The sequence below is a fragment of the Ensifer sp. Root142 genome (assembly GCF_001426785.1).
Taxonomy (GTDB): Bacteria; Pseudomonadota; Alphaproteobacteria; order Rhizobiales; family Rhizobiaceae; genus Ensifer; species Ensifer canadensis.
Genome location: NZ_LMFK01000005.1, coordinates 1 through 26,891 on the forward strand (window position 1 = coordinate 1; position 26,891 = coordinate 26,891).

A 26,891-nucleotide genomic window follows, 5' to 3' on the forward strand; every position below is an offset into this window, starting at 1 on the left:
ATAGTGTTTCACTGCGCTTCTCCCTCTGACGTTTGAGGCTGTTGAAAGACATGACCTCATTTTACCATCAGTCAGAAGCGCAGCACCGCAATCCACAACGGTCAACGCTGAAACGCAAAGCCGAATATCCCATCTAGTTGCCACAATGTTCGCGATATGTGCTAAAAAGATCGCATAATGTATCGACTGGAAGCTGCCCCGGTTGACGCTGGTCTGCATGTTAAACGTTACCGCTCCTGCAGGTCAGGAGACACATACTTTCCCAAGCAGCGCCCCGGCCGCCTATGCGGTCGGGGCGTTTTGCGCCTCATCGTCGGTTCAGGTGTGTATTCCGATGAAGTCGGTCATTGGTTCGGAAACAAGCCGGGCACCTGTTCCTATTTCATTCAGGCGCCACCATTCCGATCTTTAGCCGACCAATTGACCAATTGATGCTCCCGTGGGTTTTCGAGAAACTCGATCGCCAGGCAAGCGCCAGCATTACGATCAGGGTATTGAACGGGCGTCATGGGCACGACAGAGGCGCATAACATGTTCTGGGAGTTTCCCGGCCGACATCGCGAAGCGATAATGGCCCTCCTGGATGAATAACCACCAGCGCATCTCTTCGAGGGTCTGAGCCAAGAGACATGAACGCTGGCGAACACCGCTGCCGCGCTCGTGTTTTGAGGCTTCCAAAAACCCTGGACACCGCAAGGCGCCGTTAGAACCCAGCACGTAGAAAGGTCGCGAGTTCGTCTACGAGTTCAGGAGACTTCTCACACACATATACGCCAAATTCGGCTGTCGGCGCAGGCGGCAGCCCGTATTTTGTTTGGAGGTTTTCGCAATCCGAGGGCAGGCCTTCCTGCAGAAGAAGTCCGATGCCGAGACCTGCCCGCAATGCTGAGATCAAAGCCGAGAAGGTCGAGGCTCTGCAACCCGCGGTCCACTCTATTCCGTCTTCGGCCAAAAGGGCGAACATCCGATCCTGCCATGAGCAGGAGCCGTCGAAGATGATGATGGGTATGGGGGCGTTTTCGTCCACTTCCAGCATGCGACTCGCGCACCAGATGAGCTGGCGGGAGATAAAGCCAGTCGGAGTTGTTGAAAAGCGGGCGGGGTCGGCCACGACAATGTCGCTACGTCCATCCACCAGCGACCTTGCGAGGTCTGCCGAATGCGAGGAGTTCAAATCGATCTCCACCGAGGGGTGACGCCTCTTGAACTCCGCGATAGCCGAAGGCAGCCTGGTGACGGCGAGATCTTCCACCATACCGAGCCGAACTCTGCCCGAAAGCTTTTTGCCGACGATTTGCCTGCGCATGTCCTCGCCAAGGGCAATCGTCTTCCTGGCGTAGGCAAGGAAAGTCTCCCCGGCGTCTGTCAGGGAGACACCTTTATGGGAACGGACGAGCAGTTGCGTGTCAAGATCCATCTCAAGACGCTGCAATTGCATGCTCACGGCGGGCTGCGTCCGAGCGAGACGATCCGCGGCTTTGCTGACGGTCCCAGTTTCTGAAACCGCGATGAAGGCTTGCAACAGCCTCGTGTCGAAGTTCAGCTCCATATAAAATAACCTTATAGCTCTCTAAGAATTATAACACTACACAGCATGGCGGTCAGATGACAACCTCCCCTCACAGTAAAAATGGTGACGGAGACCTGTCGTGAGCTACAAGGAAAAACTCGAAAAGTGCGGCGTTAACTGGCCCCGGCTCAGCCGGCCAGATTTCCCCTTCGCGCCGACCAAGCGCATTGGCGACACGCTTTACGTTTCCGGCCAGATCCCGGAAGTGGCCGACGAAATCGCTTACATCGGCCAGGTCGGCAAGGAAATCGACGTCGAGACGGCGCTCCAGAGCGCGAAGATATGCGCTGCCAACATCGTTTACTGGGTCGAAAAAGCGCTCGACGGCGATCTCGACCGTGTCGTGCAAATGGCAAAGATGAATATCTTCATCAACGCCGTTCCCGGCTTCACCGCTTACTCTCAGGTCGGCAATGGCGCTTCGGAAATCATGAATGCCCTATTCGGCGAGCGTGGGGAGCATGCCCGGTGCGCGGTCGGCATGGGTGGCCTTCCGGCCAATGTTCCCGTCGAAATCGACGCGGTCTTCCACGTGCGCTGAAGGAGAGCGAGATGCCGCCTGTCATTCACTTTAATCACGCGGGCGCAAGCATCCTTGCTCCGGAAACAGTCGAATTGATAGTGGCGCATCTCCGCCGCGAAGCGGAACTGGGTCCCATGGAAGCTGGGGCGGCCGTCGCGGACCGCTTGGAGGCTGGATATGCGAGGGCGGCCCGTCTCCTGGGGTGCGCGGCCACGGACGTCGCGTTCGGGACCGGTCACGGTCAGCTTTACGGCGACATCCTCGCTTCGGTGCCGCTCAAGGCGGGCGACCGCGTCCTGGTAAGCCGCCAGGAGTGGATCGGCAACGTGCTTGCCCTGAAGCATGCGTGCCATGTTTCGGGCGCCTCAATGTCGGTGATGCCGTGGGATGAAACCACCGCGGTAGACGTCGAGGCGGTGGTGAGGTCTCTCGATCCCGACGTGAAGATAGTGGCGCTTACTTGGGTTGGTGCGAGTGGCGCTCTTATCAATCCCGCCGAGGCGCTCGGCAAGGCGTTACGCCAAGCGAAATCGGGAGCCTTCTACATGATCGACGCCAGCCAGGCGATCGGACAACTTCCGGTCGATGTGTCGGAGATCGGGTGCGACGTCCTAGTCGCCTGCGGCCGGAAATTTCTGCGGGGGCCACGCGGAACGGCTCTCGCCTATATCTCGCCCAGGCTCGCGGTGTCGATGGTTCCGAGGCGCGTGGACGACCGCTCCGCCAAGCTCGACGTCGGGCGCGCGGCCATCCACCAGAGTGCTCAAGCTGTGGAAACCGCCGAGTTCGCCGTGGCATTGCGCCTGGGGTTGATCGACTCGCTCGAGCGAGCCCTGAGCCTGAATGCGTTCGACACCCGGGTGAAGCTCAACGCACTCGCCACGGAGCTCCGCAACAGGCTCACGGATGTGCCCGGCGTAAACATTCTCGACCTCGGCCGCGACAAGGCCGCGTTCGTGACTTTCGCCATCGAAGGCATTCCATGCCAGCGGGTGAAGGAGCTTCTCGCAGCCCGCGGGATCACGATCGGAAAGAACGGCGTCGGATACACGCCGTTCGACATGGACATCAGAGGCATCACGGAAATCCTGCGAGCCTCGGTCCATTTTGGCAACACTGACACAGACATCGAAAAGTTAGTCCAGGCCGTGCGCGAGATCGCCGCGGAAGCGGCCGAGGCCGCGTGACGGAAGAGGGAATTGGACAGATGAGCACAGCAAACGTGAAGAAGACCGCACTGGTACTGGGCGGCAGCAAAGGACTGGGTTTCGGCGTAGCTGAAGCCTTGGCTGACAAAGGGGTCGACGTGGCGCTTGTGGGCCGCGACGAAGCGACTCTACGCGCGGCCGAGGCAAAGCTCGAAGGAAAGCCCGGCGCGGCGATGTCCTTCTCTTGCGACCTGTTGGAGAAGAAGGGCGTGTCCGAACTCCTAGGCTGGGTCGATCGGCATATGGGGCACGTCGACATACTGCTTCTCAACGGAGGTGGCCCTCCGCCGTTTCCGGCTTCGAAGTTCGAGGAGGAGATCTGGCTTCGGCAGTTCGGTGCGATGTTCCTCAACCAGGTGAGGATTGCGTCACACTTTCTGCCGGGCATGAGGGCTCGGAAGTTCGGCCGCATCGTGGCGGTGTCTTCCACGAGCGTCAAGGAGCCTATCTCTGGGCTGACTGCTTCCAACGCGTTGCGTTCGGCTCTCGCTGGTTGGGCGAAGACGCTGTCGCTGGAAGTGGCCGCCGATGGGGTCACCGTGAACGTGGTCCTTCCAGGAAGGTTCGCCACGGAGCGCACCGTGTATTTCGACACTATGGACGCGGCTGACCGCGGTGTTGATCCGTCCGTGATCGCCGGGGAAAGCCAAGCCGAGATACCGATCGGCCGTTACGGGACACACGAGGAATTCGGGGCCGTCGTGGCGTTCCTCGCAAGCGACGAGGCTCGCTATGTCACGGGGGTGGCGATGCCCGTGGACGGCGGCCTTAGCAGATCGATGCTGTAGCTGGAAGGTGCGGGAGATGGAACTCGAAGATCTTAGGACGAAGTACTCCGGTGCTACTGGCGGCGCGATTCATGATCCGGCGTTGAAGGCGGTCGCGGACGGTCTTTTTACGGGCGATCGCAGAAGATGGCCCTTTGAGGGCGTTCGGACGTTCCTCGACGCGCCCTATGTTGAGGACGCCGCCAAAGCGCTTTTCTCCGGTCAGACGATATCGGGCATCGACGTAGCACTCGTCGGCGTCCCCATGGATCTCGGGGTCACGAACAGGGCCGGCTCGCGCCTGGGTCCCAAGGCGGTTCGGCAGGTCGAGATCGGGTGCTCAAGGCGGCCCCGTCAACCGTGCTGAAAGTTGCCGACATCGGCGACGTCCCGATGAGGAGCAGGTTCGACCTGGAAGGCTGCCACGCCGACATCGAGGAGTTTTTCGGTTCACTTGCCGCAAGCGACGTGGTGCCGCTTGCGGTGGGCGGTGACCATTCCATCAGCTACTCCATCCTCAAGGGCTTGGCTCGCAAGCATGGCCCGATGGGAATGTTGCACATAGATGCCCACTGCGACACCGCGGGCATCTACGAAGGTGCCAAGTTCCACCACGGCGGCCCCTTCCGGCTCGCAGTACTGGACGGCGTCCTGGATCCCAAGCGGACGATCCAGATCGGCATCCGTGGTGGCGGCGATTACCTTTGGGAGTTCTCCTACGACTCCGGAATGACCGTCATCCATGCCGAGGAGGTCCAGCAAATGGGCGGGAGGCGGTGATTAAAGCGGCTATCAAGGTAATTTCGGGCGGCCCCACCTATGTCAGCTTCGACGTCGACAGCCTTGATCCCGCGTTCACGCCGGGCACCGGCACCCCGGAAGTAGGTGGCCTTGAGCCACGCGAGGTGCTCGCAATCCTCGCTCACGCAGATCCTCGCCAAGTGCGGCTGCAACGGCTTTGAGCATTTCTAGCAATTGAGCGCGGATCGCTGTCATTTGCTCATGAGCGCTGGCACCGGGAGGGGAAGAGGACGGCAACAGCGCTGGAGATGCTGGCGATATCTAGTCGGCCTGTGAGCGCGTCGCTGCAAGTCGTGGTTCATCGATTTCTGTCCCAAGCGCCCGACACTCGATGCCGTACCCTAAGTTTCCACGGCTCGCCTTGGGCACATAGCCCGAGGCGGGCAATTTCGCACAGGAGCGCCACTGTCCCCAAGCCCGAATGAGGGTAATCTCGCCAAAGAGTGTTGGCTGTATCGACAACGCATAATAGCGCGCCATGTTTCGACCTGGATCTATCCGTTGAAAGTAGAGGCTGGGGAACAGTGCTGGGTCATGGACACAGCATTGCGTGCCGGAGATTCTGCGTCCAATCAGAATTTTGAATCGGTTGGGGCGAACCGATTCACATTGCTGATGGAGGCCTGACTTCGTACGCTAAGCGGTTAGCGCCCGGGCGCATCCATCCAGACCTTGCTCAGCAAGCGTCGAAGTTCGGCACGTTCTTGCGCGTCTAGCCGTTCCAGCATCCGGTCCTCGTGCTCGTTCAGGCGATGCAGCCAATCGGCAGCTGCTTCCCTGCCGGCCTGTGTCGGAAATAACCGTTGGACGCGCTGGTCGGACGCCTCCGCCTCGCGGGTGAACAGCCCCTTCGCCTCAAGATCTGTGAGGAACTGTACGATGTTGGCGCGTTGCATGCCGAGGATGCGGCAAATCTCGGCCGAGGTCAGACCAGGCTTTTCGACCATGCACAACAGCACACTGAGGCTGATTGGGCGGGCATCCACCTGGGCCAGTGCTTCCACTGCTCCGTTAAGGTCAAAGACAGATGCGCGACGGAGGTGATAGCCGACCAAGTTGAGCAAGGCGCTCTTTTCATTGTCATTCATTTGCCGTCAGACACCTTTCTAAAAAAAACCGCTATGCAAGATAGCAATCTTCGCGCTAGTTTCCGTTCGAGCGATATGCCCAACGATTTGGGCAGCATTTTTGGAGGACTGTCGTGAGCATTGTCAATCTTCGCATCGCGGGGGCGGAGCGGGCAGCGAGCCGCACGTTTCGCAGATATAACCCGGTGACGGGCGCACTTGCCAGCGAGGCTGCCGCCGCCAGCGTCGAAGACGCTCGTGCAGCCGCGCAAGCGGCGGCCGATGCATTCCCTGCATGGGCTGCCCTTGGTCCTAACGCCCGTCGCGCGGTACTGCTTAAGGCCGCCGACGCGATCTCAGCGAAGGGTGACGCCTTCGTCACCGCAATGGCTTCCGAGATAGGCGCAACCGAAGGCTGGGCGCGGTTCAACGTGATGCTCGCCGCATCGATGCTGCGCGAGGCTGCGGCCCTGACCACGCAGGTCTCGGGCGAGGTGATCCCTTCGGACAAACCGGGCTGCCTTTCGATGGGCATCCGCGAACCCGCGGGCGTATGTCTCGGCATCGCGCCCTGGAACGCGCCTGTTATCCTTGGGGTGCGCGCGCTTGCCACACCTCTCGCCTGCGGTAATGCCGTGGTGTTCAAGGCGTCCGAAATCTGCCCTCGCACGCACGCGCTAATCGTTGAGGCGCTGGAGGAAGGCGGCCTTCCGCCGGGACTTGTCAGCCTCGTGACCAACGCCCCCGAGGATGCGGCCGAGATCGTCGGAGCGCTGATCGACCACCCGGCGATCCGACGCATCAATTTCACTGGGTCAACCAAGGTGGGCCGGATCATTGCGGAACGCGCTGGGAGGCAGCTGAAGCCCTGCCTGCTGGAACTGGGGGGCAAGGCTCCGCTTCTGGTGCTGAAGGACGCCAATATCGACGAGGCGGTCAAGGCGGCAATCTTCGGAGCCTTCTTCAATCAAGGTCAGATCTGCATGTCCACCGAACGCATCATCGTCGTGAGCGAAGTTGCCGATGCTTTCGTGCAGAAATTCACCGCCCGCGCCGCGCAGCTGAAGGCGGGAGATCCGGCACAGGGCAAGGCCCCTCTGGGTGCGGTCGTGGACGCGCATACGGTGACGAAGGTCCAGTCGTTGATCGAGGACGCGCAATCGAATGGAGCCATCGTGACCAGCGCCGGCACGGCTGAGGGCGTTCTAATGCCCGCGCAGGTCGTGGACCGCGTCACCTCGGAGATGCGGATCTATGCCGAGGAGAGCTTCGGTCCCGTAGTCGCCATACTGCGCGCAAAGGATGAAGAAGACGCCGTACGGCTTGCCAACGACAGCGAGTACGGGCTGTCGGCGGCAGTATTTACCCGCGACATCTCGCGCGGGATCGCGGTGGCGCGGCAGATACGGTCCGGCATTTGCCACGTCAACGGACCCACTGTGCATGACGAGGCCCAAATGCCCTTCGGTGGCACCGGTGCGTCGGGCTACGGTCGCTTCGGTGGCCGCGCCGGCATAGCAGAATTCACCGAGCTGCGCTGGATCACGATCGAGACTCAGCCCGGACATTTCCCCATTTGAAAGGACAAACACATGGCAAACGACATTGATACTGTGATTTGGGATATCGCGGACGGAATCGCCTGGCTGCGCTTCAACCGCCCCGACAAGCGCAACGCCATGTCGCCCACGCTGAACCGTGCGATGATGGAGGCGCTGGACGAGCTGGAATTCCGCGACGACGTCGGCGTGCTGGTGCTGACCGGCGAAGGTTCCGCCTGGACCGCGGGCATGGACCTGAAGGAATACTTCCGCGAGACCGAGGTCGAGGGTCTTGCCGGCACCCGCAAAGCGCAGCGCGAAAGCTATGGGTGGTGGCGGCGGCTGCGCTGGTACCAGAAGCCGACCATCGCCATGGTCAACGGCTGGTGCTTCGGCGGCGGTTACGGACCGCTCTTCGCCTGCGACCTGGCCTTTGCGGCCGACGAGGCGAAGTTCGGCCTTTCCGAGATCAACTGGGGCATTTTGCCCGGCGGCGGGGCGACGAAAGTTGCGGTGGAGCTGCTGCCTTTCCGCAAGGCGATGTATCATTCAATGACCGGCGAGCCGATCGACGGGAAGACCGCTGCCGATTGGGGCCTTGTGAACGAGAGCCTGCCCTTGAAAGAGTTGAAGGCCCGCGTGACGGAGGTCGCAAGGGTGCTTCGGGAAAAGAATCCCGTCGCGCTGAAGGCCACCAAGGACGCTGTCCGTCGCGTCGGCCCGATGAGCTATGACGACGCCGAGGACTACCTCGTCCGTGCGCAAGAGGCCGCGAACTCCTACGATGCCGAGGGGCGGAAGGAGGGAATCCGTCAGTTCATCGACGAGAAAAGCTACAAGCCCGGCCTAGGCGCTTACGACACGTCACGCAAGGCAGGCTGACGATCTCAGGGAGGAGATGTGATGCTGGACTTTACGACCCCCGACCCGGTGGCGCTTCACGCGCGCCTCCGGCCCGATGCTCTTGCGTGTCTCGACCTCGCTACGGGCAAGAAATGGACCTACGCGGCGTTGGATGCTGACATTGAGCGCGCCGTAGTGGTACTGCGGGCCAAGGGAGTGACGGAAGGCGACCGCGTGGCTGTATTAGCTCGTAACTCGGGCTGGCAGGTAGTGATGCAGCAAGCGTTAATCCGCATGGGCGGTATTTTCGTTCCCCTGAACTGGAGGCTTTCCGAACCCGAGATCGATATCCTTTTGGCCGATTGCGCCCCGAAGCATTTGTATCGTGACCTGACGGACTTTGCTGAAGCTGTTGAACTGGCCGTGCCGGGTTCCCGTTGTACGCCTCGTTCGCAGTCCGAAACCTGCACGATCCTCTATACTTCCGGCACCTCCGGCACCCCCAAGGGCGCGATGCTGAGCGCGAGCTGCCTCCTGGCCACCGCTGTCAATTTCGGCGTGCTAGGCGAAGTGGACAGCAACAGCGTCTTCCTTTGCGACACGCCGATTTTCCACGTCATCGGTTTGGTAACACAGATCTGGCCCGCGCTCCTGCGCGGCGGGACATGCTTGATCTCACCCGGGTTCGATCCTGAACTGACAAATACGCGGCTGGCCGATCCGGCTTTGCGTGTCACACATTACTTCTGTGTCCCTCAAATGGCCGAGGGGCTACGCCACGCGAGGAATTTTGCGCCGGATCGATGGGCGCTGAAAGCCCTGTTCACCGGCGGCGCGCCGAATCCGGCGGCGCATATCCACTGGTGGTTGGACCGTGGCGTACCAATGGTCGACGGCTACGGCATGACGGAATGCGGCACGATCCTGGGAATGCCTCTCTCGGCCCGGATCGTGCGCGAAAAGGCCGGCGCGGTCGGCCTGCCCGGCCCTCTTACTCGCGTACGGTTAGTTGACGAAGAGGGGCGGGAGGTGCCTCAGGGAACCGAGGGCGAGGTGCTGGTGCACGGCCCGAACGTGATTAGGGGTTACTGGAACCGGGAGGACAGCGCGCTCGGCGCGGATGGTTGGTTGCGAACGGGCGATGTCGGCCGCGCAGATACTGATGGCTACATCACTATCGTAGACCGGCGAAAGGACATGTTCATCTCAGGTGGCGAGAACGTCTATCCGGTTGAGGTCGAATCCGTGATGGCCGCCCATCCAGCCATACGCGAGGTCGCTGTTATCGGCGTGCCCGACTCGCGCTGGGGCGAGGTTGGCCGTGCCTTCGTGGTGCTCGTGCCTGGTCAGGCGATTTCGGAGAACGAGCTGGCCCAGCATTGCGAGACCTCTCTCGCCCGCTATAAGATCCCGAAAACCTTCGTAACCGTCGATGCCTTGCCGCGCACCGCCTCTGGCAAGGTCATGAAGCACATCCTGCGCGACGAATTCCTCACAGCGTGAACGAAACGCCGACTGCTGGCGACGCTCTGTGCCCTGCCCACTCTGTCCGGCAGGGTGCCGAGAGTTCTGCCGCCGATGTCGACCCGGCGCATATCCGACCATTCCGTGCATGCGGTCGAAATCGTGACCCCGTTCAACGAGCAATTAGTACATCCGGGCCTGCATTTGACGGGCTGGATAGCGACGTGGGCGAACGTTCCTCAGACCGTTCCCGATACCTTGGCACGGTGACCCGACAACCGCAAGATTGCTATTTTATATCGCTATTTTACATAGCGTTTTTTCTTGACATAACACATGCCCTGACGACATCTTCCTCGAACGGAAGTCGCAGGAGGAGACGCGCCTTCCACTCACCATTTTGATTTTGGAGGATCGATGGGAATCGGAACATCAGGTGCCGGCAATAGCCGGGCCATACTCATATGCTTCGCCGCAGCCCTTGTCGAAGGTTTCGACATCCAGGTCGCCGGCATCGCGGCGCCGCGCCTCGGCCCGGCGCTCGGTCTGTCGCCAGCCCAGATGGGGATGTTTTTCTCGTCTGCAACGTTCGGGCTGATCTTCGGCGCATTGGCAGGCGGATGGCTTTCCGACAGGCATGGACGGCGGGCAGGACTTGCAATCTCGCTTGCCGTCTTTGGATTGTTTTCCATCGGAACGGCGTTAGCGGGGAATTACGAGACTCTGCTGGTGATGCGGTTCATGACGGGCGTAGGGCTGGGCGGGGCCCTCCCAAATCTCGTGGCCATCGCATCGGAGTCGGCACCAGCGGAGCGCCGTGGCCGCGCCGTCGCGCTCATGTATGCGGGCATTCCCTTGGGTGGCGCCGTGGTCAGCCTGATCTCCATCGCCGGGCTGGGCGATGGTTGGCGAGTGCTGTTTGTGATCGGCGGTCTCCTTCCCTTGATGATCGTGCCTCTGGTCATGAACCTGCCCGATCTGCGCATGGCACCCAAAGGGCGCGATGTGAGAGGGCTTGGAACAGTTCTTGGCAGCGGCAACCTCGTGCCGACGGTATTGCTCTGGGCTGGTTTCTTCTTTTCGCTACTGGTGCTTTATCTCCTGCTCAATTGGCTTCCGGCGCTTATGGTCTCGCGCGGCTTCGGGCGGGCGGAAGCGGGGATGGTCCAACTTGCCTTTAATCTGGCTGGGGCGGCTGGCAGCCTTCTAGGGGGCGTGGCGCTCGATGCTCGGAACCGATCCTTTTGGGTTGCCGGTTCCTTTGGCGGACTGGTTGTTGCGCTTGCGCTTTTGGCCGTGGCACCGGCGAATATCTTCGTGACGCTCGTGGTAGGGGCGATACTTGGCGCAGCGATCATCTCGGTGCAAGCAGTGCTCTACGGCATCGCACCGCAATGCTATCCGGCAGAGGTGCGCGGTCAGGGCGTCGGCCTTGCCGTCGCGGTGGGGCGCTTCGGATCGGTGGCAGGACCGCTGCTTGCAGGAGCACTCGTTGCCGCGGGTCAGAGCGCCTCCGAAGTGCTGACGGGCATCTTGCCCATTGCAGTTCTCGGCGGCATTGCGACCTGGCTTTTGACCCGCCGCAGGCGCGCGACGTCAACCTCGTGAAAAGGTGGGCGCCTGGCGCGCCCGCCTTTCCCACCTTGTTGTCATGCCTGCAACACTGGCAGCTATTCAGTTCGTTCCCCTGTCCTGTCGGTTCATATGCCGTCAGGGGGCGCCGAAATGGCTGCACAGGTGACGAACCATCCGCAATTTTGGAGAGCGGATTTATCAGCGCCGCGTTTCAGCTGGTCGAACGCAAATTCCATGGACGGTGCGATTGGCAAGCGTCTGCGATTTCGAAGGAACAGTCGAGCGGACATGTGTTCACGTTCGACGCAACAGACAAATGGGAGGAAAAATGAAGAAATTGATCAATCTGGGCGCCGCCGCCATGACGGTCGTCATGCTAAACATCACGACGGCCGGGGCACAACAGCGACTGCCTGACGAGATTGCGAAAGGTAAGCCTTCAGACGTTCCGATCGCGACGCAGATATTGCGCTGGCATATGAATGACGGCGACGTCAATGCGTTTGCTTTCCGCAATATGGACGAACTTTTCACCATTCGCACCGTGCCTCACTCCGGCGCCGCATGGGTCCTCCCGCGGGAGGATCATAAGTTAGATTTTTCATATGAATTCAACGGGAAGACTTTCAGCGCCGAGGATTTTCTGGAACGCAGTTATACAAACGCATTCCTGGTGATGAAAAACGGCAAGATCGTCACGGAAATCTATCGCAATAACAGCGATGCGAGTACCCGTTTCATGGGATGGTCCATGACGAAATCCATCACTGCCATGCTAGTCGGAGCCGCAGTTGCCGATGGATACATCGCGTCCATCGACGATCCCGTCGTAAAATACCTGCCAGAACTGAAAAAAGGCGGATATCGTGAGGTGACCCTTCGACAGATTTTGGAAATGCGCTCGGGCGTGGATTACGAGGAGCGCTACGACTTTGCAAATCCGGGCATTGCCGCGAGCAATCATATCAACGCTCTGGTCAAAAACGTCGCGCGGTTTGCCGATGCTGGGCTCGACATTGGCACTGCCGCCAAACCGGGCGAGGTCTTCGCCTATAAAACCATCGACACTGCAATTCTCGGTTGGGTGATCGAACGTGTCACTGGCGGAACAGTTGCGGCCTATACGACCGAAAAGCTGTGGGAGCCTTTGGGCGCAGAGGCGGACGGCTTCTACATCATGGACGGAAAGCCTGGAGTTGGTAGAGAATTCAGCGGGGCCGGTTTCAACGCGACATTGCGCGACTGGGCTCGGTTCGGGCAAATGCTGGTGAACGAAGGGACTGTTGATGGGCGCCAGGTTGTCAACTCGGATTGGATAAAAACGGCGCGCACACCGGTAGGTTCCGAGGCGGGCCCCGAGGGCGGATACGGCTTTCAGTTCTGGACGCGCGAGGGATCGGAGGCCTACAAAGCTTTAGGTTTGCAGGGGCAGTACGTCTACGTAGACCCTGACACGCAGACTGTAATGGTCAAGCTCAGCTATTTCCCGCCAGCCGACGACACCCCCTATGCGGAGACGGAAGCCTTCTTTGGGGCGCTGACGAATTGGGTCCCAAAATAATCCGTCTATCCAATCGCCTCTTGGTACATCCCGTTTGGCGCGGCACTTTAGTCGCGCCAAAGGCGGCGTCATTTCCGGACTCGTTACGCAATGGACCATGAGATCAACGTTGTCTTTTGCCCGCGGGCGCGTGATCTCGGACCTCGAGGTCTGGTGGATGAAATCAAGAAAACCGTGGGCGAAATGCCGTGCTACCTTACGTTCGACGTCGACAGCATCGATCCGGCCTATGCGCCTGGCACGGGCACGCCGGTTGTCGATGGGCTGTCGCCAAGGGATGTCATCGAGACGATCCGGGGCATCTCGGACCTCAACATCGTTGGCATGGATATTGTGGAGGTCTCCCCCCGTTTGATCATTCCGAGATCACCGCTTTGTTGGGGGCGTCGATCATACTTGAACATCTCTGTGCGCAGGCGGCGCGGCGTGGCCTTGCAGTTACAGGCCAGTTCTATAACGGATCCGTTCTGCCTCGATTTCGGCTTGGGTGAACGGGTCTGATTCATCATCAAAACGCGTCCAGCCTTGTTCCCGGTAATCCGAGCGGCGCCTGGCCAGATCGACCAAGTTGGATCGCTGCAAAATGTTCTGTGCGTCCGCTACCCTGGATTCATCGGTCTTGACGGTTACAACCGTGGCGCCGCGTCGAATGCCTTCGGCATAGACGTGGGCATCATCTTCCGCGACCCCGGATCCCGTCAGCGCTCCGATCAGCCCTCCTGCAGCCCCACCGACAACAGCGCCAGCGGCAGCACCTGCGGCTGTCGCCGCAAGCCAACCGGCCGCAACCACTGGCCCGACGCCTGGAATAGCCATGAGGCCCAAACCGGTAAGAAGACCGCCGGCCCCGCCTGCCAAAGCCCCTAGACCGGCGCCAGTTCCGGCACCTTCGGCCACTCCATTGTCATTGTCGGGGTATCGCTCCGCAGCGTTGCTGGAAACCACGCTGATTTCTTCGTCGGTAAATCCAACATCTTGCAGTGTTCCCACCGCGGCCAGTGCGTCGGAATAGTCATCGAAGAGTCCCGTTGCGGTTTTCATGACCATCTCCTGTTGGGTTCGTTGGAGTTATTTCGCAACCACATTGCCTTGGTAGTCGAGCGAGACCATAACGGACTTTCCATCCTTGGTCGCTGAAGCTTGCCATATGCCCTTGTCATCCAATTTCAGCCCGGTGACGCCGGCATATCCGGCGGCCTCGATCCGTCCCTTGGCCTGTTCTTCAGTGAAGCTGTTCGCCCCCTCGACGGGGGCCGTCGGGTTCTGGCTGTCGGGAGTTGCTACTGCTGGCGTCTCGCGTTGAGGCGATGGCTTGGGTGTTGGTGTTTGTGCGTTCAGCGTAGTAGCCAACCCGGCGAGTAGACAAACCAAAATCAGTTGTTTCATGGGGATGTCCTTTGAGAAGAGGTGCCTCTCTGATCCGTTCAACTAACGAGCACTACTAAGGTTCCGAACGGCTGGGCCGGGGTGTCCAGAATTTGACTGGTGAAGCCGCGCCGTCGTTGTTCGGACGAAAGATTACTGCGCGCGAACCTGCAAATGGAGGGTTGGAGCAGCCTCACAATCAGGAACATGACCTACTCCAGCGTTACTCCCGACAGATAATTCCCCGGCGAATGGGTGCCCTGGTGTTGCACCTTAAATGCGGAACCTCTTGGCGGGGCTAGTCGACCCCGGTTCCCGCCTTTCAGGCAGCGCTATGCTGAACCCCTTTGCGTGGGGATCAGCAATAGCTTGCCGGTGGTCGCCCGGCTTTCCATGTCGGCATGAGCACGGGCGGCATCAGAAAGCGCGTAGGTTCCACCGACGTGCAGCTTGAGCGACCCATCGTGAATCCAACGGAACAACTGCTCGGTGCGGGCGCGAAGAAGTTCGGGCGTACTGATGTGATCGAAGAATGTCGCATAGCCGATCTTGATGCTCTTCGGCAGGCCCATGATGTCGAGTGGCCCCGGACCGCCAAGCACCGGCCCATACCAGCAGAATGTGCCGGAGCGACGAAGTGCTGCGAGCGACCCCTGAAAGGTCTTGGGACCGGAACCGTCATAGACGACGCTTGCACCTTCTCCCCCGGTGAGACGCAAAACTTCAGCGGCAAACTTCCCCTCCGTGTCGACGATAACGTGGTTCGCGCCAGCCGCTTTTGCGACGTCCACCTTGTCGGTCGACGAAACGCGGCCGATCACATGTCCACCCCTCAGCCGGACGATCTGTGTCAGCAGCAGGCCGACGCCACCCGCCGCAGCATGCACGAGTGCGGTGTCTCCAGGCTGGATCGGGTAGAAATCGGTGGCGAAGTGGCTCGCGGTCAATCCTTGCATCATGAGGGAGGCTGCTGTCTTGTCATCGATAGTATCGGGAAGGCGCACGAGCGCATCCGTTGAGATCAGGACGTGCGAGGCATAGCTTCCTGGCGCGTAGACCCAGGCGACCCGGTCTCCGATAGCGAAACCATCGACCCCATCACCAAGCGCGACGATGCGTCCTGCACCCTCGACGCCGAGAATTTTCGGGTTGGGGCTGTCTGTCCACGCCATGCCCTGGCGCACGCCGATATCCATGAAGTTCACGCCTGCGGCCGCGACTTCGACCACCACATGCCCCGGGGTGGCGACCGGTTCTGGGAGATCGACAAATTCCATCACCTCGGTGCCACCGATTTCATTCATAACCACGGCTCTCATGATCTTCCTTTCTTGACTGATCATTCCAGAAACAAGCAAAAAATTTTGCCCTCATGTCACTACCCGAAGCGCGATCCTGGCTAGGGCCTTGAGCTCTTTTGGCCCCGCGCCGCCGCGCGCAGCGATGCGGATGCCGGCAACATTGGCGAAGAGGAAATCGGCAGTCTCTTCCGTGGAAAGCGTTGCGTCGAGATCCCCTTGCGCCTGAGCCTCGCTGATGCATTGCTTGGCGGCATGCTTCAATCGCCGATCAGCAGCCTGATGAATTGCCGTTAGGTCAGGTCGGTTCTGGCCGAACTCGCAGACCGAGTTCACGCCAAGACAGGCCCGTGAAGCATTTTCGACCACTCGGTCCATCATCGCCCGAATGCCGTCCTGGGCACGCGGCGCACCGCGCAGCATGGCGATGTGGGCTTCCGTTTCCGCAGCGGCGTAGCGTTCGACAGCAAGGCAGTAGAGCTTCCACTTGTCGCCGAACGTATCATAAAGACTCTGCCGGCCAATCTTCATCGCACGGACGAGCATTTGGGTGGACGTGCCTTCGAAACCGTGTTCGCGAAACACCTCGATGGCGTCATCCAGCGCCTGCTCTCGATCGAATTCCTTGTTCCTTGCCATGGATGCGATTTAGGTATTCTGGAACGATCTGTCAAGAAAAGAATACGGCGAACGCTCGGGTAACTCCTTTAGAGCGTTGACTATGACATTTCAGGTTCGGTGGTTTGATTCCGTTCAAGGGCGAGGGATAGGAGACATCCTTGCTGCCGGCCTTCTGGTCGTCGAGTGATCTGAACGCCCGAGGAGCGTCAGGAGTGGATACTTGGCAGTGCGACCCAAGCGTCTCGATTGGGGCCGTAGAACGAACCCGCTGCGCGGGAGGGCGTCCGCGGTTGAAATAGAGGGCAGAGGCTGGAGGTCGCGCCTGGGTTGAACGTCGTCCGGCAAGGCGGAGCATGACGAGCTTCTTTGCAGCCATTAGGCGCCTCGGGCTTTGCATCACGCTGCATCATAACGGCTTCGCATGGACGAAAACTAGAACTTTAGGACTTTGGCAATTTCAAATGCCAATTGATCTTGCGTGTAGGGCTTGCCAAGACGTGGTAAATCTATTCCAGCACCGGGAGGCAGATCGGCGTAGCCGGTTGCAACCAGAATAGGAAGCGCAGGGTTGATTTCCAATGCTGCCTTTGCGAGTTGCGCGCCATTCATCCCCGGCATCGAATAATCCGTAATCATCAGATCGATCTGATCGCCCCCACCCAGAAGCTCCAGAGCCCTTGCGCCCGAATTTGCCTCAAGGACCTCATGGCCGAGATCTTCCAACATATCGACGGTGCTCATGGCGATAAGCGCGTCGTCGTCAACCACCAGAATCTTTGCTCTTGCTGTCACGCCCGGCTGGGCTGGCGTCAGGTCCATCCCCTTATCCTCTATTTTCTGCGTCGTGGAAGGAAACCAGATTTCCGCTTTGGTTCCGTGCCCAGGCGCGCTGAACAACTGAAATTTGCCGTTCAACTGGACAGCAAGCCCATGAATCATCGATAAACCCAAGCCAGTACCCTTCCCCAATTCCTTGGTGGAGAAAAAGGGGTCAATCGCTTTCTTGAGCGTTTCGCCATCCATTCCATGCCCGGTATCTGTTACTGAAATCCGAAGGTAGGATCCCAAAGCTAGCCTATCCTCGGGCATTGATTGAGCAAGATCGAGTTCCACGACGAGTGACCCACCGTCCGGCATCGCGTCGCGCGCATTCACAGCCAGGTTGAGCAAGGCAAGTTCCACCTGATTGCCGTCCACCAGTGCGTGCGGCAGCCCGTTGTTCAAATTCAATCGCAGAGCAATCGCCGAGCCGATGGAACGCTCCAAAAGATCGGTCATGCCGCGGATGAGTTTTTCCAGATCAACGGGTTCGACCTGAAGATCCTGTCGCCTGGCGAAGGCGAGCAGGCGCTGCGTCAGCGCCGCACCACGACGGGCGCCCTGCATCGCACCCTCCAGAAGCCTTGCCGCCTTTGGGTTGTTTACCAGGTGCTTTCTCAACAGGTCGAGATTGCCCATGACGGCCATGAGAAGATTATTGAAATCGTGGGCAACACCGCCTGTGAGCTGTCCGATTGCCTCCATCTTCTGTGCGTGGCGCAAATGCTCCTCAGCCCGCTCCCGCTGCGCCACCTCAGCCAAGAGTGTATCATGCGCCCGGCTAAGCTCGGCCGTTCGCTGAGCCACGCGCTCTTCCAGTGTATCGTTCAGGTCCCGCAACTGGTCTTCGTAGCGTTTGCGGTCAGTGATATCCGACGACACGCCAACCAAACGTTCGGGATGGCCGCTTTTGTCCGATACGACGCGAGCGCGGATTTCCGTCCAGTGAACGCTGCCGTCGGGCCATAGAGTGCGATGGTCTATGGCGTAGTCGCGGCCGCTATCGATGCTTTCCTTCACGGCGTTGAGGACGCGCTCCCTGTCATCCCCGTGGATACTTGAAAGCGCTTCCTCATAGGAAAAAGCCATAGTGGCCGGACGTCCGAAAATTGCCTTGCACGTGTCGGACGCCGCAAACCGCATGCTGTCCAATTCAAGTTCCCAGGTTCCGAGCCGGCCGGCAAGAAGCGCTGTTTGAAGACGCGATTCTCCTTCGCGAAGCTCTTCAATCCGAGCGCGTGCCTCGTACTGGCGTCGCCGTCCCCTAATTGCGGTGCGGGCCACGCTGGCAAAAGTGACAGCATTGAATGGCCGCTCCAGGAACGTCACGTTACCGAAAAGCTCCGACAGTCTTGCCGCCGCAGGGTTGCGTTCGGGGCTACCGCCGCGATGGGTTAGAATAATGAATGGAAGATCGGACCAGCTAGGCTGGTTGTTTATCCAGGAAGTTATCTGCCGCAGATCGGAAAACCGAAGAGCCTCCTCCGTTGCAACCGCAAAAAAGGTATCGTCATTGAGCGATTGAGCGAATTGAGGAAGATCACTCGCTATCGCACAAGCGATGCCAATTTCCCCCAGCAGCCTGTTTGCGACATCCGCGTCTCGCCCCTGCGGAGTGAAGACCAAGGCCAGTGATGTTACCGGGTCAGGAATTTGCGTCACTCGCGCTTGAGGAATTCAGCAGCGGCCCTGGCGTGCCTACAAACGTCGGCACCCCCCTCAGCACACCTTGGAAACTGGACAGGGGTTCACCAAACGACAACCCCTTGTTGCCTATACCGAACTCGCGGATTGTGTCCTCGTGGTATCCGGTTCGCTTCTTGATGACGGAAACCGCCCGCCGCACCTTGCCGGCCGCCTCGAAATACCGGAGCAAAACAACGGTATCGGCCAAATAGGTCACATCCACAGGCGACTTCATATCGCCAACCAGGCCATGTTGAGCAACGGTCAGAAACGTATTGGTGCCCTGCCTGTTCAAATATTGAAGCAGCTCATGCATGTGGAGAATGAGTGCGTTCTCCTCCGGCATGGAGGCTTGATAGCCGTTGATACTGTCGATCACCACGGTCTTTGCCTGGGCACTATCCACGCGCTCACGGACGCGATGGGCAAACTCACCAGGAGAAAGTTCCGCTGCATCAAGTTGCTCGATATGGAGATCACCCGACTCTCGCATCGTCTCCAGATCGATCCCCATGGCACGCATGCGTGAAAACAACAGACCGAGTTCTTCATCGAAAACAAAGACAGCCGCCTTCTGCCCCCTTCGAATTGTCGATGCCACGAACTGAAACGCAAAGGTGCTTTTACCGGTACCTGCGGGGCCTAAGATCAGCGTGCTGGATCCCAGTTCAACACCCCCACCCAGCAGCGCGTCAAGCGCAGGGATCCCGCTGCTCAACGACACGCGTGCAAAATTCGTCCGGTGTTCAGAAGCTACGAGACGAGGGTAGACAACAACACCACCGGTCTTGATCGTGAAATCGTGATAACCGCCTCGAAACGCTTGACCGCGATATTTCATTACCCGCAGTCTACGGCGTTCCGGACCGTAATTAGGAGCCAGCTCTTCAAGATGAATGACGCCGTGAACGACACTGTGCACGGTCTTGTCCAAGGTATCCGAGGTCAAGTCATCGAGAAGCAGGACTGTTACGCTTTGCCGGGCGAAAAAGTGTTTTAACGCAAGAATTTGCCGACGATACCTGAGAGAGCTCTGTGCCAAAAGTCGGATTTCCGACAAACTGTCGAGAACAACGCGGCTCGGCTTTACACGCTCGAATGCCTCGAGAATCAGTTTTAGGGTTTCGCCGAGCTCGAGGTCTGAGGAGTACAGCAGGCTCTGTTGCCTGTCGTCGTCAAGAAGCGTTTCGGGAGGGGCAAGCTCGAAAACCTCAATGCTTTCATCGATTGTCAGACCATGCGACGCCGCACCCGCGCGCAATTCGCGTTCGGTTTCCGATAATGTGATGTAGAGGCCTCGCTCGCCAACCTCACTCCCTTGGATAAGAAATTGCAGGGCGATAGTTGTTTTCCCTGTGCCAGGATTTCCTTCCAGCAAAAACACGTGCCCTTTGGAAAGCCCGCCGACCAAGATGTCATCCAGCCCGGATACTCCCGTTTGCGCCTTTTCCACGTTGGGGTCTTCACTCATTCACTGCCCTCATTGTTCGTGCGCTGCCCTCTTTATTCGTGCCGAAAGAACTAGGGCAAAGGAGCGATCTTTCAACTGAAAGGCTTGCCCCTTTCCGGTCATCCTTCCGGCATCCAATTTCCGGCAGGCCACTGCCCGCGCCGGAAACAAACGCGATGTCCCGCCGTTTTAGAGGACAGTCACATACAAAGGGAGGATGATCCCATTGGCGTTGAACAAGCCCCAACGAAGTGGCGACTAGGGGGCCGACACCGGACTGACAGCTTTCGGCCGTCGAAGTGCGGAAGGGGACCTACGCTGCGCTCAGAGGGCAGTCTGGATGTGATCCGAGCCAGACACTCGCTCGCGCTCGGCCGCACTCACGGAGGTAACACCATCCCGGACCTTCGCACTCTTTCATTCATAGGTATGCCGCCTGGCGGGGTTGGCATCGACCAGCGGACGGTCTTACTGTACCGCACTTCAAGCCGGCGACCCGGACCGTAGTGTCACGCTGGGATTGCGGCCACACTGCCGGCTCTCGCCGGATCGCCGGCTGATCGATCAGGTAACATTCAACGAGTTCAGAGAAATGTGATCAAAAACATGGGAGGACATGATGAAACAAATCGGATTCGGTGCGGCAACCGTCGTCTGCGTCGCTACACTGGCAATTCCCGGCTTGGCGGCCGCCCAGACGGCCCCTGCAATCCCTCCGTCAATCACCACGCCGGACAAAGTCGAGACGCGCCTCGGCACCCTTGACTTCAAGGACGGCTTCCCCAGCCCAGAGACCCTGGAAAAGGTCTATGACAACCTGGACTTCACGCACGCCCTCGACGCCTATCTGAACACCTTTCAAGGCGCGAACGCGGCAGCGATCCACGAAGGTTTCCAGAGCATTGGGGTCAAGGACAACGAGCTTCTGATCTTCTCCGAGTTGATGGACGCCAAATCGCTGTTCCTGACGGCAAATGCCGATACGGTCTATTTTATAGGCTTCATCGACCTGTCGAACGGTCCGATGGTATTCGAGACGCCCCCGAAGTCGCTGGGCACCCTTGACGATTTCTGGTGGCGCTGGGTTAGTGACTTCGGTGCGCCCGGACCTGATCGCGGCTTAGGGGGCAAGTACCTTCTGCTGCCGCCGGACTACGCCGGCCCGGTGCCGGAGGGCGGCTTCTACGTCGCACATTCTCGAACCACTCGCGTTATGATCCTCGGTCGGTCGTTCCTCGAGAATAACGACCCAAAGCCAGCCGTGGAAACCATTAAGGCGACCGCCAAGGTCTACCCTTATGAAGCTGGCGGTGTCGGTACGAGCGTGGCAGAGTTCCTCTCTGGCAAGACCATGCTCGGCAAAGTTTCTGAGCCTCCCGCGATGGTGTTCCACGAAGGTAGTGGCGTGGTAGTCAATACCATCCCTGCGGGTGACTTCGGGGCCTTCGAGTTGATCAACAAGGTGGTTCAGCAGGAGCCCGCCACCGCGCTAGATCCCGAACTGATGGGTTCGCTGGCTGCCATCGGCATCATCAAGGGAAAGGAGTTTGCACCGGACGAGCGCATGAAGCGGATTTTGACCGAGGCGGCGGCGCTCGCCAACGCAACCTCGCGCAGCCTGTTCATGAAGCCTCGCGCGGCGGATTGGTTCTACTATCCCGGCTCGGCTTGGTTCAATTTTTTGTTCGTCACCGGCTCCGAGTTTGAAACGCCAATCCCCGAAATCACTAGAGAGGGGGCTAAGCCCTTCCCGCCCACCGGCTATCGGACTCTGAATGGGCGTACCGCGTTTTTCTACGGCGTCACCGGGATTACTCCAGCTATGGCGATGCGCGTCCCCGGTATCGGGTCACAATATCTCTTCAACGCGTTGGATGCCGACAAGAACTACTTCGACGGGGCGAAGACCTACAAGGTGACCCTTCCAAAGGGCATTCCCGAAGCGAACTTTTGGTCACTCACACTCTACGACAACCAGACGCGCTCGATGCTCGACACACCTCAACGCTATCCGCGCGCTGGCAGCCAGAGCTATCCTTCGCCGGCCGCAGAAGCCGACGCTGATGGTTCTACAACCGTCTACTTGAGCCCAAGCCAGCCTGCGGGTGTCAAACGCGGCAACTGGATACAGACTGATCCCAAAAAGGGCTGGTTCGCGATCCTTCGCCTGTACAGCCCTCTAGAACCGTTCTTCACAAAGGAATGGCGGCCGAGTGAGATCCAGATCGTCAACTGATGCCGAAGCAAGGCGGCAGGCCAAATCGCCTGCCCGACCATACGTGGAGACGGGGCGTAGTCACGCTCAAGCAGACTTCGCCGGACGGCGCGCTTTACAGACTTTAGGTGCTTGCAGCCGAGTTGTTGCCCCTCTCCCACTTGGCAACCCTTGACAGAAGGACGATGGTATCGACCTAAATCGATTTCAGGGGAGCGATGACCTATGCTCACCGTTCGCATTGCAGCGACTGTTGCCACCATTGTTTCGATCGCAGCGTTTGCGAAGCCAGCCCGCTCCGAGGACAGCAGTGAGGAACTAGCAAAGAAACTCTCGAACCCGATCGCCTCGCTGATCAGCGTGCGGTTCCAGCTCAACTGGGACCAGGGCTACGGCTCCGAGGATGGCGACAAACCCTATGTCAATGCGCAGCTGGTCATCCCGTTCTCGCTCAACGCGGACTGGAACCTGATATCGCGCACGATCCTGCCGATTGCATTCCGACAGCAAAGGAAAGGAATCGAAACATGACCATTGAGTATCTCCACGGGACGAAGGCGGCGGTTCAACGGCGCCCCGCCATCGAGAGCCACCTGTTAAGCAAGTGGTTCAGCAAGATCAGAACAGTCGCCTCAGCCGTGGCGCCTCTGGCGGTCGCCGCGATCCTCACGGTGTCAACGCCAGCCAGCGTGCTCGCCCAGGCGCAAGGGTTCAAGTTCGTCGCCTACGGCGACTCCCGGTCGATGATGTACCTACCCTACGGCAAGTCGGATCTCGACAAGATCTATGCCTCTCTTGCGAGCGGCTTCGCGCTGATTCTTGGCGAAAAGGTCGCCGAGGAAATCATCAAGACGGATGTCAAGATCACCTTCGACCCCACCACGGGCGGGGTCGACACCGTCGAGATGCCGTTCATCACCAAGTCGGAGGTCGCCCGCCTCACCTTCGAGGACGGCTGGGTAACCGAGGCGTCGGTAGAGGACACCAAGCTGGCGCCCGGGGTTGAGACCGTGATGTACCGAAACTACGGCGGTGATTGGGTCGGCAACCAGGTGGCGCGCGAGGTCGTCGATGGCGGTGCGGCGTTCGTGGTCAACTCGGGCGACGTTGTCTGGTGGGGCGGACAGGGGAAGACGCTGGAGGACAGCCCGTACTGGCAGCGGATGAATCGGCTGCTTCTGTCCAAGCTTCCGCCGGTGGACGACGAGATGCGCGCGGCCGGGCTTGAGGGGCGGTACTTCCCTTCGGTTGGCAACCACGAGGTCTGGGAGGATCCGCAGATCGAGGGCGTGCTCAGCGCCGCGCCGTATCTCGCCAAGCTCGGCGTCTCGTCCGAGAAGCTGATCTACACCTACGATTTCCGCGATACGCGGTTCATCTTTCTCTGGACCGGCAAGGCCGACCGTTTCGCGCCCTCTGGATGGGACGCGACGCGGCCGGTCTACCAGGAGCAGCTGGCGCAGCTCGTCGCTTGGCTCGATGACGCCAAGGCGAAAGGCATCAGGAACGTCTTCGTGGTGTTCCACAACCCCGTCTACAACCGATCGGGCTTCGAGCCGATCCCGGAGGACACCAACCCCCACGCGACGCTGGCCTCTTATGCGAAGGATTTCGCCGAGCTCGTGGTTTTCAACGGCCATGTCCACACGACCGAGACCTTCGACGTGGACGGCGTGAAGTACGTCGTCATGGGCGGCGGCGGCGCCGAGCAGGACCCGATCCTGCCGGGGCGGACGGCGATCCCGCGTCCGGACGGCTATCCCCAGGATCTTTACTGGCAGGGTCAGCCGCCGAAGGAGGAGTACAACTACCTGGTCGTCGAGGTAACCCCCGGCAAGCCGTCAGTGTTCCGGCTGAACCGCTTCCGGCCCTGGTCGTCGACGCCGTTCGAGGAGGTGAAGCTCTTCGAAACCGGCAACTGATGTCAAGGGGGGGGCACGCTCGGCCGCGGCCCGAGCCGAGCGGAAGGGGACCTATGGCGATCACCGAGCCCGGCCTCGCGGCAGAAGCGGTGGCGCGGCCGCAGCGCTGGCGACGGGGGGACGCGCCGACGGTCGCGCTGCACTGGCTGGTCGCGCTGCTCCTCCTCGTCAGCCTTGCCACCGGATTCCGCGTGGCGGCCGATGCGCTGGAGGCCGGGTGGTGGCGCGGCGTTGCCGCCCGGATCGCGCCGCAGGGCGCGGTGCTGCTCTGGCACATCGCATCGGCCTGTGCGTTGCTGGCTGCTGCGGCTGGGTATGTCACTTTCCTCGTGCGGGCGCGGCAGGTCGGGCGGGTGCGCCTCGATGCGCGCCAACGGGCCGGTCTTCGGTCGCCTGACGCGCGAAGGCGGTGGAAGTCGGTTAACGTCCTCTTCTACTGGCTGGCGTTTGGGCTCGTCTTCGCCGCCGGTACCACGGGCCTGCTGATGTACTCGGACCTGGTGAACCGCGCAGAGTGGCACCTCTCCCACCTCCACCGCTGGATCGCCTTTAGCCTCGCTGGCTACGTCGTCCTCCACGTCTCGGCGCAGCTCGCCCTGGACGGCTGGCGGGCACTCTACGCGATTCTGGTTCCCCGCCGTTCGTTCGGCGTCGCGGCGGCAGCGGCGGGCGCCGCCTTGGCGCTGGCCGCCGTGGCGGTCCTGACGATCGACTGGCTTACGGTGCGAACGCTCGCGGTTGGCAAGGTCCAGGACGTCCCTCGCATCGACGGCGCCTTCGACGACCCGGCCTGGCAGGACGCGCACGCCGTGACGATCGAGACGGCTGGGGGCGCGAACCTCTTTTCCGGCGGTGCCAACGTCACGGTCAGGGCCGTTCACGACGACACGCATGCCTATTTCCTCTTTGAGTGGCGGGACCCGACGCGGAGCTTAGCGCACCTTCCGCTGCAGAAGACCGCCGCAGGGTGGCGGATGGTGCAGAACGGCTTCTATCGCGCCGACGAAAACGACTTCTACGAGGACAAGTTCGCGGTGATGCTGTCGAACGCCGACCGCTTCGCCGCGCTGCGAGCGACGCATCTCGGCCCGCGGCCGGTTGAGACCCTGCCGGGCGCGTCCGGTCAGCGTGGCCTCCACTACGCGGACGACTCGTCGGTCCTTGACGTGTGGCACTGGATGGCGGTGCGGACCGACCCGTTAGGGCAGGCCGAGGACGATTATTTCGGCCCGCTGCGCCTGCCGTCCGACTCGCCGCTCGACCGCTACGCCGGCGGCTACGCGCCCGATCCCGGCGCCGGCGGTTACCTCCAGAACTGGAGGGACCTGCTCGAAGGTCCGATCTCCAGGCGCATCGACGGCGGTGTCGTCCCGCGCTTCCTGCCGGCCGATCCTTCGGTACTCGCCCGCTACGGGAAAGTCGATGTCGATCCCGCGTCGAGCGACGAGGCCCCGTTGTGGTTGCCTGCGGAGGAGGTGCGACCTTACTCTTCCGAGCTCGACGCGACCTTTCCCGACGGCTCGATGGTTCCGAGTGTCATGGTCAGGCGGCCGATCGAGGGCGACCGCGCCGACGTTGCCGCCGTGGGCAGGTGGAGCGACGGTCTGTGGCACCTCGAGATGAAGCGGGCGCTCGACACCGGCTCGACGTACGATGTCGCACTCGGCGACGGCACCTACATGTGGGTTGCGGTGTTCGACCACACCCAGACCCGTCACAGCTGGCACATGCGCCCGCTCCGACTCCGGATGGAGTGACGCCCATTGGGCCGCGCGCTTTTGTAGACGGACCAGGGGGCGGTTGAGTGCGAGGCGGAACGTGGATCCGAAACCTGGCAGCGTGAAAAGCGAGATGTCGTTGAAGTTCCCGGTCTGACCCGGCGCAGCGAAGAGATCCTCAAGCAGCTCGACACACTCCCCCAAGCCGAGAAACCGAAATTCCTCGAGAGGCTATCCGGCGCATCAGAAGGTAAACAGGCGCTCGAGGAGGCAAGACAAGTCGCCCAAGCAAGCGCTCGAGCAGCGGTTCGGTAGCGCCGATCCGCGCGACTGGAAGAAGGAAACCGTGCGGGTTGGGCCGGACACCTCTGCCAAGCTTGATCGGATCAAGGATGTCGCCGGCTTAGCCTATCGGGCGCAGGGGGCCGAGTTGAGCCGGAAATATGAACTCACGCGCGGGATGAAAAAGGGACTGGGTCTGGGGATGTGAACGATCACCGCTTCGAGGACGGCGTCTCTATGAGTTGTTTCAGTTCGCGCGGGAGCCGGATAGCATCGCTTCCCGCCTGCTTGCGTATTGTCGATCTGGCACCTCAAGTGCCTTTCATCGCCCCGACGCGAGCGGCAGTAGCGTCGGATGCGAAATTGTGGTTCATCTCCTCGATTAAACGTATCACGTTTATTCTTGCATTAATGAATAAATGTGATACATAAATGCATGAAGATCACCTACGATAACCACAAGCGCCAGTCCAACATAGCCAAGCACGGCTATAACTTTGACGATCTGGACGGCGAGTTCTTCATGTCGTCTCTCGTGATCCCGGCAAAGGAAGGCCGCTTCATGGCAATCGGCGTCCTGCGCAACGGCGTTATC

Annotated in this window: 21 protein-coding genes and 3 pseudogenes; 15 read left to right on the plus strand and 9 right to left on the minus strand. The window is 60.1% G+C overall.

Annotation, left to right across the window (positions count from 1 at the left end; all coding sequences use genetic code 11):
* Positions 1-703: 703 nt before the first annotated feature.
* Positions 704-1,549, minus strand: coding sequence for a LysR family transcriptional regulator (locus ASD52_RS08100; RefSeq protein WP_057223851.1), 846 nt, complete (start codon positions 1,547-1,549; stop codon positions 704-706).
* Positions 1,550-1,649: 100 nt separating this feature from the next.
* Here ASD52_RS08100 and ASD52_RS08105 point away from each other — a divergent pair, with 100 nt between their 5' ends.
* From ASD52_RS08105 to ASD52_RS37020, 4 genes and pseudogenes are all read left to right on the plus strand, one after another.
* Complete coding sequence (locus ASD52_RS08105; RefSeq protein ID WP_057223854.1) at positions 1,650-2,111, plus strand: RidA family protein; 462 nt, start codon at positions 1,650-1,652, stop codon at positions 2,109-2,111.
* A gap of 11 nt (positions 2,112-2,122) precedes the next feature.
* Complete coding sequence (locus ASD52_RS08110; RefSeq protein ID WP_057210751.1) at positions 2,123-3,280, plus strand: aminotransferase class V-fold PLP-dependent enzyme; 1,158 nt, start codon at positions 2,123-2,125, stop codon at positions 3,278-3,280.
* Between the two features lie 20 nt (positions 3,281-3,300).
* Positions 3,301-4,089, plus strand: a complete 789-nt coding sequence (locus tag ASD52_RS08115) for an SDR family oxidoreductase (protein WP_057223855.1) — start codon at positions 3,301-3,303, stop codon at positions 4,087-4,089.
* A 16-nt stretch (positions 4,090-4,105) separates the two neighbouring features.
* Positions 4,106-4,988 (plus strand): annotated as a pseudogene (locus ASD52_RS37020) (arginase family protein); the annotation flags it as partial.
* A 286-nt stretch (positions 4,989-5,274) separates the two neighbouring features.
* Here the strand turns inward: ASD52_RS37020 and ASD52_RS40570 are convergent.
* Together ASD52_RS40570 and ASD52_RS08135 are read right to left on the minus strand one after the other, a co-directional pair.
* Positions 5,275-5,394 (minus strand): annotated as a pseudogene (locus tag ASD52_RS40570) (WGR domain-containing protein); the annotation flags it as partial.
* Positions 5,395-5,513: 119 nt separating this feature from the next.
* On the minus strand, positions 5,514-5,957 hold the full coding sequence (locus ASD52_RS08135; protein ID WP_057210762.1) for a MarR family transcriptional regulator: 444 nt from the start codon (positions 5,955-5,957) through the stop codon (positions 5,514-5,516).
* A 113-nt stretch (positions 5,958-6,070) separates the two neighbouring features.
* On the opposite strand from ASD52_RS08135, the gene ASD52_RS08140 reads away from it, so the two are divergent.
* The 6 genes from ASD52_RS08140 (at position 6,071) to ASD52_RS37030 (ending at position 13,421) form a co-directional block, all read left to right on the plus strand.
* Positions 6,071-7,516 carry an aldehyde dehydrogenase gene (locus ASD52_RS08140; RefSeq protein WP_082571760.1) on the plus strand — a complete coding sequence of 482 codons (1,446 nt, stop codon included), beginning with the start codon at positions 6,071-6,073 and terminating at the stop codon, positions 7,514-7,516.
* 12 nt (positions 7,517-7,528) lie between these two features.
* Positions 7,529-8,359 carry a p-hydroxycinnamoyl CoA hydratase/lyase gene (locus ASD52_RS08145; protein WP_057223860.1) on the plus strand — a complete coding sequence of 277 codons (831 nt, stop codon included), beginning with the start codon at positions 7,529-7,531 and terminating at the stop codon, positions 8,357-8,359.
* Between the two features lie 21 nt (positions 8,360-8,380).
* Complete coding sequence (locus tag ASD52_RS08150) at positions 8,381-9,823, plus strand: AMP-binding protein (RefSeq protein WP_057223862.1); 1,443 nt, start codon at positions 8,381-8,383, stop codon at positions 9,821-9,823.
* Positions 9,824-10,201: 378 nt separating this feature from the next.
* A complete protein-coding gene (gene mhpT / locus ASD52_RS08155; protein ID WP_057210768.1) occupies positions 10,202-11,392 on the plus strand; it encodes a 3-(3-hydroxy-phenyl)propionate transporter MhpT in 1,191 nt (396 codons plus the stop codon).
* A gap of 295 nt (positions 11,393-11,687) precedes the next feature.
* Positions 11,688-12,920, plus strand: coding sequence for a serine hydrolase (locus ASD52_RS08160; RefSeq protein WP_082571761.1), 1,233 nt, complete (start codon positions 11,688-11,690; stop codon positions 12,918-12,920).
* A gap of 90 nt (positions 12,921-13,010) precedes the next feature.
* Positions 13,011-13,421 (plus strand): arginase family protein, encoded by a 411-nt coding sequence (locus ASD52_RS37030; RefSeq protein WP_082571762.1) that lies wholly within the window; start codon positions 13,011-13,013, stop codon positions 13,419-13,421.
* On the opposite strand, the gene ASD52_RS08165 is transcribed toward ASD52_RS37030, so the two are convergent.
* From ASD52_RS08165 to ASD52_RS08190, 6 genes are all read right to left on the minus strand, one after another.
* Complete coding sequence (locus ASD52_RS08165; RefSeq protein ID WP_057223864.1) at positions 13,359-13,961, minus strand: hypothetical protein; 603 nt, start codon at positions 13,959-13,961, stop codon at positions 13,359-13,361. The genes ASD52_RS37030 and ASD52_RS08165 overlap by 63 nt on opposite strands.
* 27 nt (positions 13,962-13,988) lie before the next feature.
* Positions 13,989-14,306, minus strand: coding sequence for a PepSY domain-containing protein (locus ASD52_RS08170; protein WP_057223866.1), 318 nt, complete (start codon positions 14,304-14,306; stop codon positions 13,989-13,991).
* A gap of 311 nt (positions 14,307-14,617) precedes the next feature.
* Complete coding sequence (locus ASD52_RS08175) at positions 14,618-15,604, minus strand: quinone oxidoreductase (protein WP_057210797.1); 987 nt, start codon at positions 15,602-15,604, stop codon at positions 14,618-14,620.
* A 51-nt stretch (positions 15,605-15,655) separates the two neighbouring features.
* On the minus strand, positions 15,656-16,222 hold the full coding sequence (locus ASD52_RS08180; RefSeq protein ID WP_057220431.1) for a TetR/AcrR family transcriptional regulator: 567 nt from the start codon (positions 16,220-16,222) through the stop codon (positions 15,656-15,658).
* A gap of 414 nt (positions 16,223-16,636) precedes the next feature.
* Positions 16,637-18,685 carry a hybrid sensor histidine kinase/response regulator gene (locus ASD52_RS08185; protein ID WP_057223868.1) on the minus strand — a complete coding sequence of 683 codons (2,049 nt, stop codon included), beginning with the start codon at positions 18,683-18,685 and terminating at the stop codon, positions 16,637-16,639.
* On the minus strand, positions 18,669-20,180 hold the full coding sequence (locus ASD52_RS08190) for an ATPase domain-containing protein (protein ID WP_057217470.1): 1,512 nt from the start codon (positions 20,178-20,180) through the stop codon (positions 18,669-18,671). The genes ASD52_RS08185 and ASD52_RS08190 overlap by 17 nt, the downstream gene beginning before the upstream one ends.
* A 598-nt stretch (positions 20,181-20,778) precedes the next feature.
* On the opposite strand from ASD52_RS08190, the gene ASD52_RS08195 reads away from it, so the two are divergent.
* The 5 genes and pseudogenes from ASD52_RS08195 to ASD52_RS37035 form a co-directional block, all read left to right on the plus strand.
* Positions 20,779-22,395: a DUF1254 domain-containing protein gene (locus ASD52_RS08195; protein ID WP_057223983.1), complete on the plus strand. Its 1,617-nt coding sequence runs from the start codon at positions 20,779-20,781 to the stop codon at positions 22,393-22,395.
* A 204-nt stretch (positions 22,396-22,599) separates the two neighbouring features.
* Positions 22,600-22,878: pseudogene (locus ASD52_RS08200) on the plus strand (transporter); the annotation flags it as partial.
* Positions 22,879-22,901: 23 nt separating this feature from the next.
* Positions 22,902-24,296, plus strand: a complete 1,395-nt coding sequence (locus ASD52_RS08205; RefSeq protein WP_082571763.1) for a metallophosphoesterase — start codon at positions 22,902-22,904, stop codon at positions 24,294-24,296.
* Positions 24,297-24,349: 53 nt separating this feature from the next.
* The gene (locus ASD52_RS08210) at positions 24,350-26,053 is read left to right on the plus strand and encodes an ethylbenzene dehydrogenase-related protein (protein ID WP_057223872.1); all 1,704 of its coding nucleotides are present in this window, start codon (positions 24,350-24,352) and stop codon (positions 26,051-26,053) included.
* Positions 26,054-26,732: 679 nt separating this feature from the next.
* Positions 26,733-26,891: BrnT family toxin (locus ASD52_RS37035; protein WP_082571765.1), on the plus strand; the 159-nt coding region annotated here is incomplete at its 3' end.

What these genes read in the sequence shown, in the direction of transcription:
- ASD52_RS08100 (WP_057223851.1), bottom strand. Translation starts at nt 1,549, where the DNA reads ATGGAGCTGAACTTCGACACGAGGCTGTTGCAAGCCTTCATCGCGGTT.
- ASD52_RS08110 (WP_057210751.1), top strand. Translation starts at nt 2,123, where the DNA reads ATGCCGCCTGTCATTCACTTTAATCACGCGGGCGCAAGCATCCTTGCT.
- ASD52_RS08115 (WP_057223855.1), top strand. Translation starts at nt 3,301, where the DNA reads ATGAGCACAGCAAACGTGAAGAAGACCGCACTGGTACTGGGCGGCAGC.
- ASD52_RS08135 (WP_057210762.1), bottom strand. Translation starts at nt 5,957, where the DNA reads ATGAATGACAATGAAAAGAGCGCCTTGCTCAACTTGGTCGGCTATCAC.
- ASD52_RS08145 (WP_057223860.1), top strand. Translation starts at nt 7,529, where the DNA reads ATGGCAAACGACATTGATACTGTGATTTGGGATATCGCGGACGGAATC.
- ASD52_RS08150 (WP_057223862.1), top strand. Translation starts at nt 8,381, where the DNA reads ATGCTGGACTTTACGACCCCCGACCCGGTGGCGCTTCACGCGCGCCTC.
- mhpT (WP_057210768.1), top strand. Translation starts at nt 10,202, where the DNA reads ATGGGAATCGGAACATCAGGTGCCGGCAATAGCCGGGCCATACTCATA.
- ASD52_RS08160 (WP_082571761.1), top strand. Translation starts at nt 11,688, where the DNA reads ATGAAGAAATTGATCAATCTGGGCGCCGCCGCCATGACGGTCGTCATG.
- ASD52_RS37030 (WP_082571762.1), top strand. Translation starts at nt 13,011, where the DNA reads ATGGACCATGAGATCAACGTTGTCTTTTGCCCGCGGGCGCGTGATCTC.
- ASD52_RS08165 (WP_057223864.1), bottom strand. Translation starts at nt 13,961, where the DNA reads ATGAAAACCGCAACGGGACTCTTCGATGACTATTCCGACGCACTGGCC.
- ASD52_RS08170 (WP_057223866.1), bottom strand. Translation starts at nt 14,306, where the DNA reads ATGAAACAACTGATTTTGGTTTGTCTACTCGCCGGGTTGGCTACTACG.
- ASD52_RS08175 (WP_057210797.1), bottom strand. Translation starts at nt 15,604, where the DNA reads ATGAGAGCCGTGGTTATGAATGAAATCGGTGGCACCGAGGTGATGGAA.
- ASD52_RS08180 (WP_057220431.1), bottom strand. Translation starts at nt 16,222, where the DNA reads ATGGCAAGGAACAAGGAATTCGATCGAGAGCAGGCGCTGGATGACGCC.
- ASD52_RS08190 (WP_057217470.1), bottom strand. Translation starts at nt 20,180, where the DNA reads ATGAGTGAAGACCCCAACGTGGAAAAGGCGCAAACGGGAGTATCCGGG.
- ASD52_RS08195 (WP_057223983.1), top strand. Translation starts at nt 20,779, where the DNA reads ATGAAACAAATCGGATTCGGTGCGGCAACCGTCGTCTGCGTCGCTACA.
- ASD52_RS08205 (WP_082571763.1), top strand. Translation starts at nt 22,902, where the DNA reads ATGACCATTGAGTATCTCCACGGGACGAAGGCGGCGGTTCAACGGCGC.
- ASD52_RS08210 (WP_057223872.1), top strand. Translation starts at nt 24,350, where the DNA reads ATGGCGATCACCGAGCCCGGCCTCGCGGCAGAAGCGGTGGCGCGGCCG.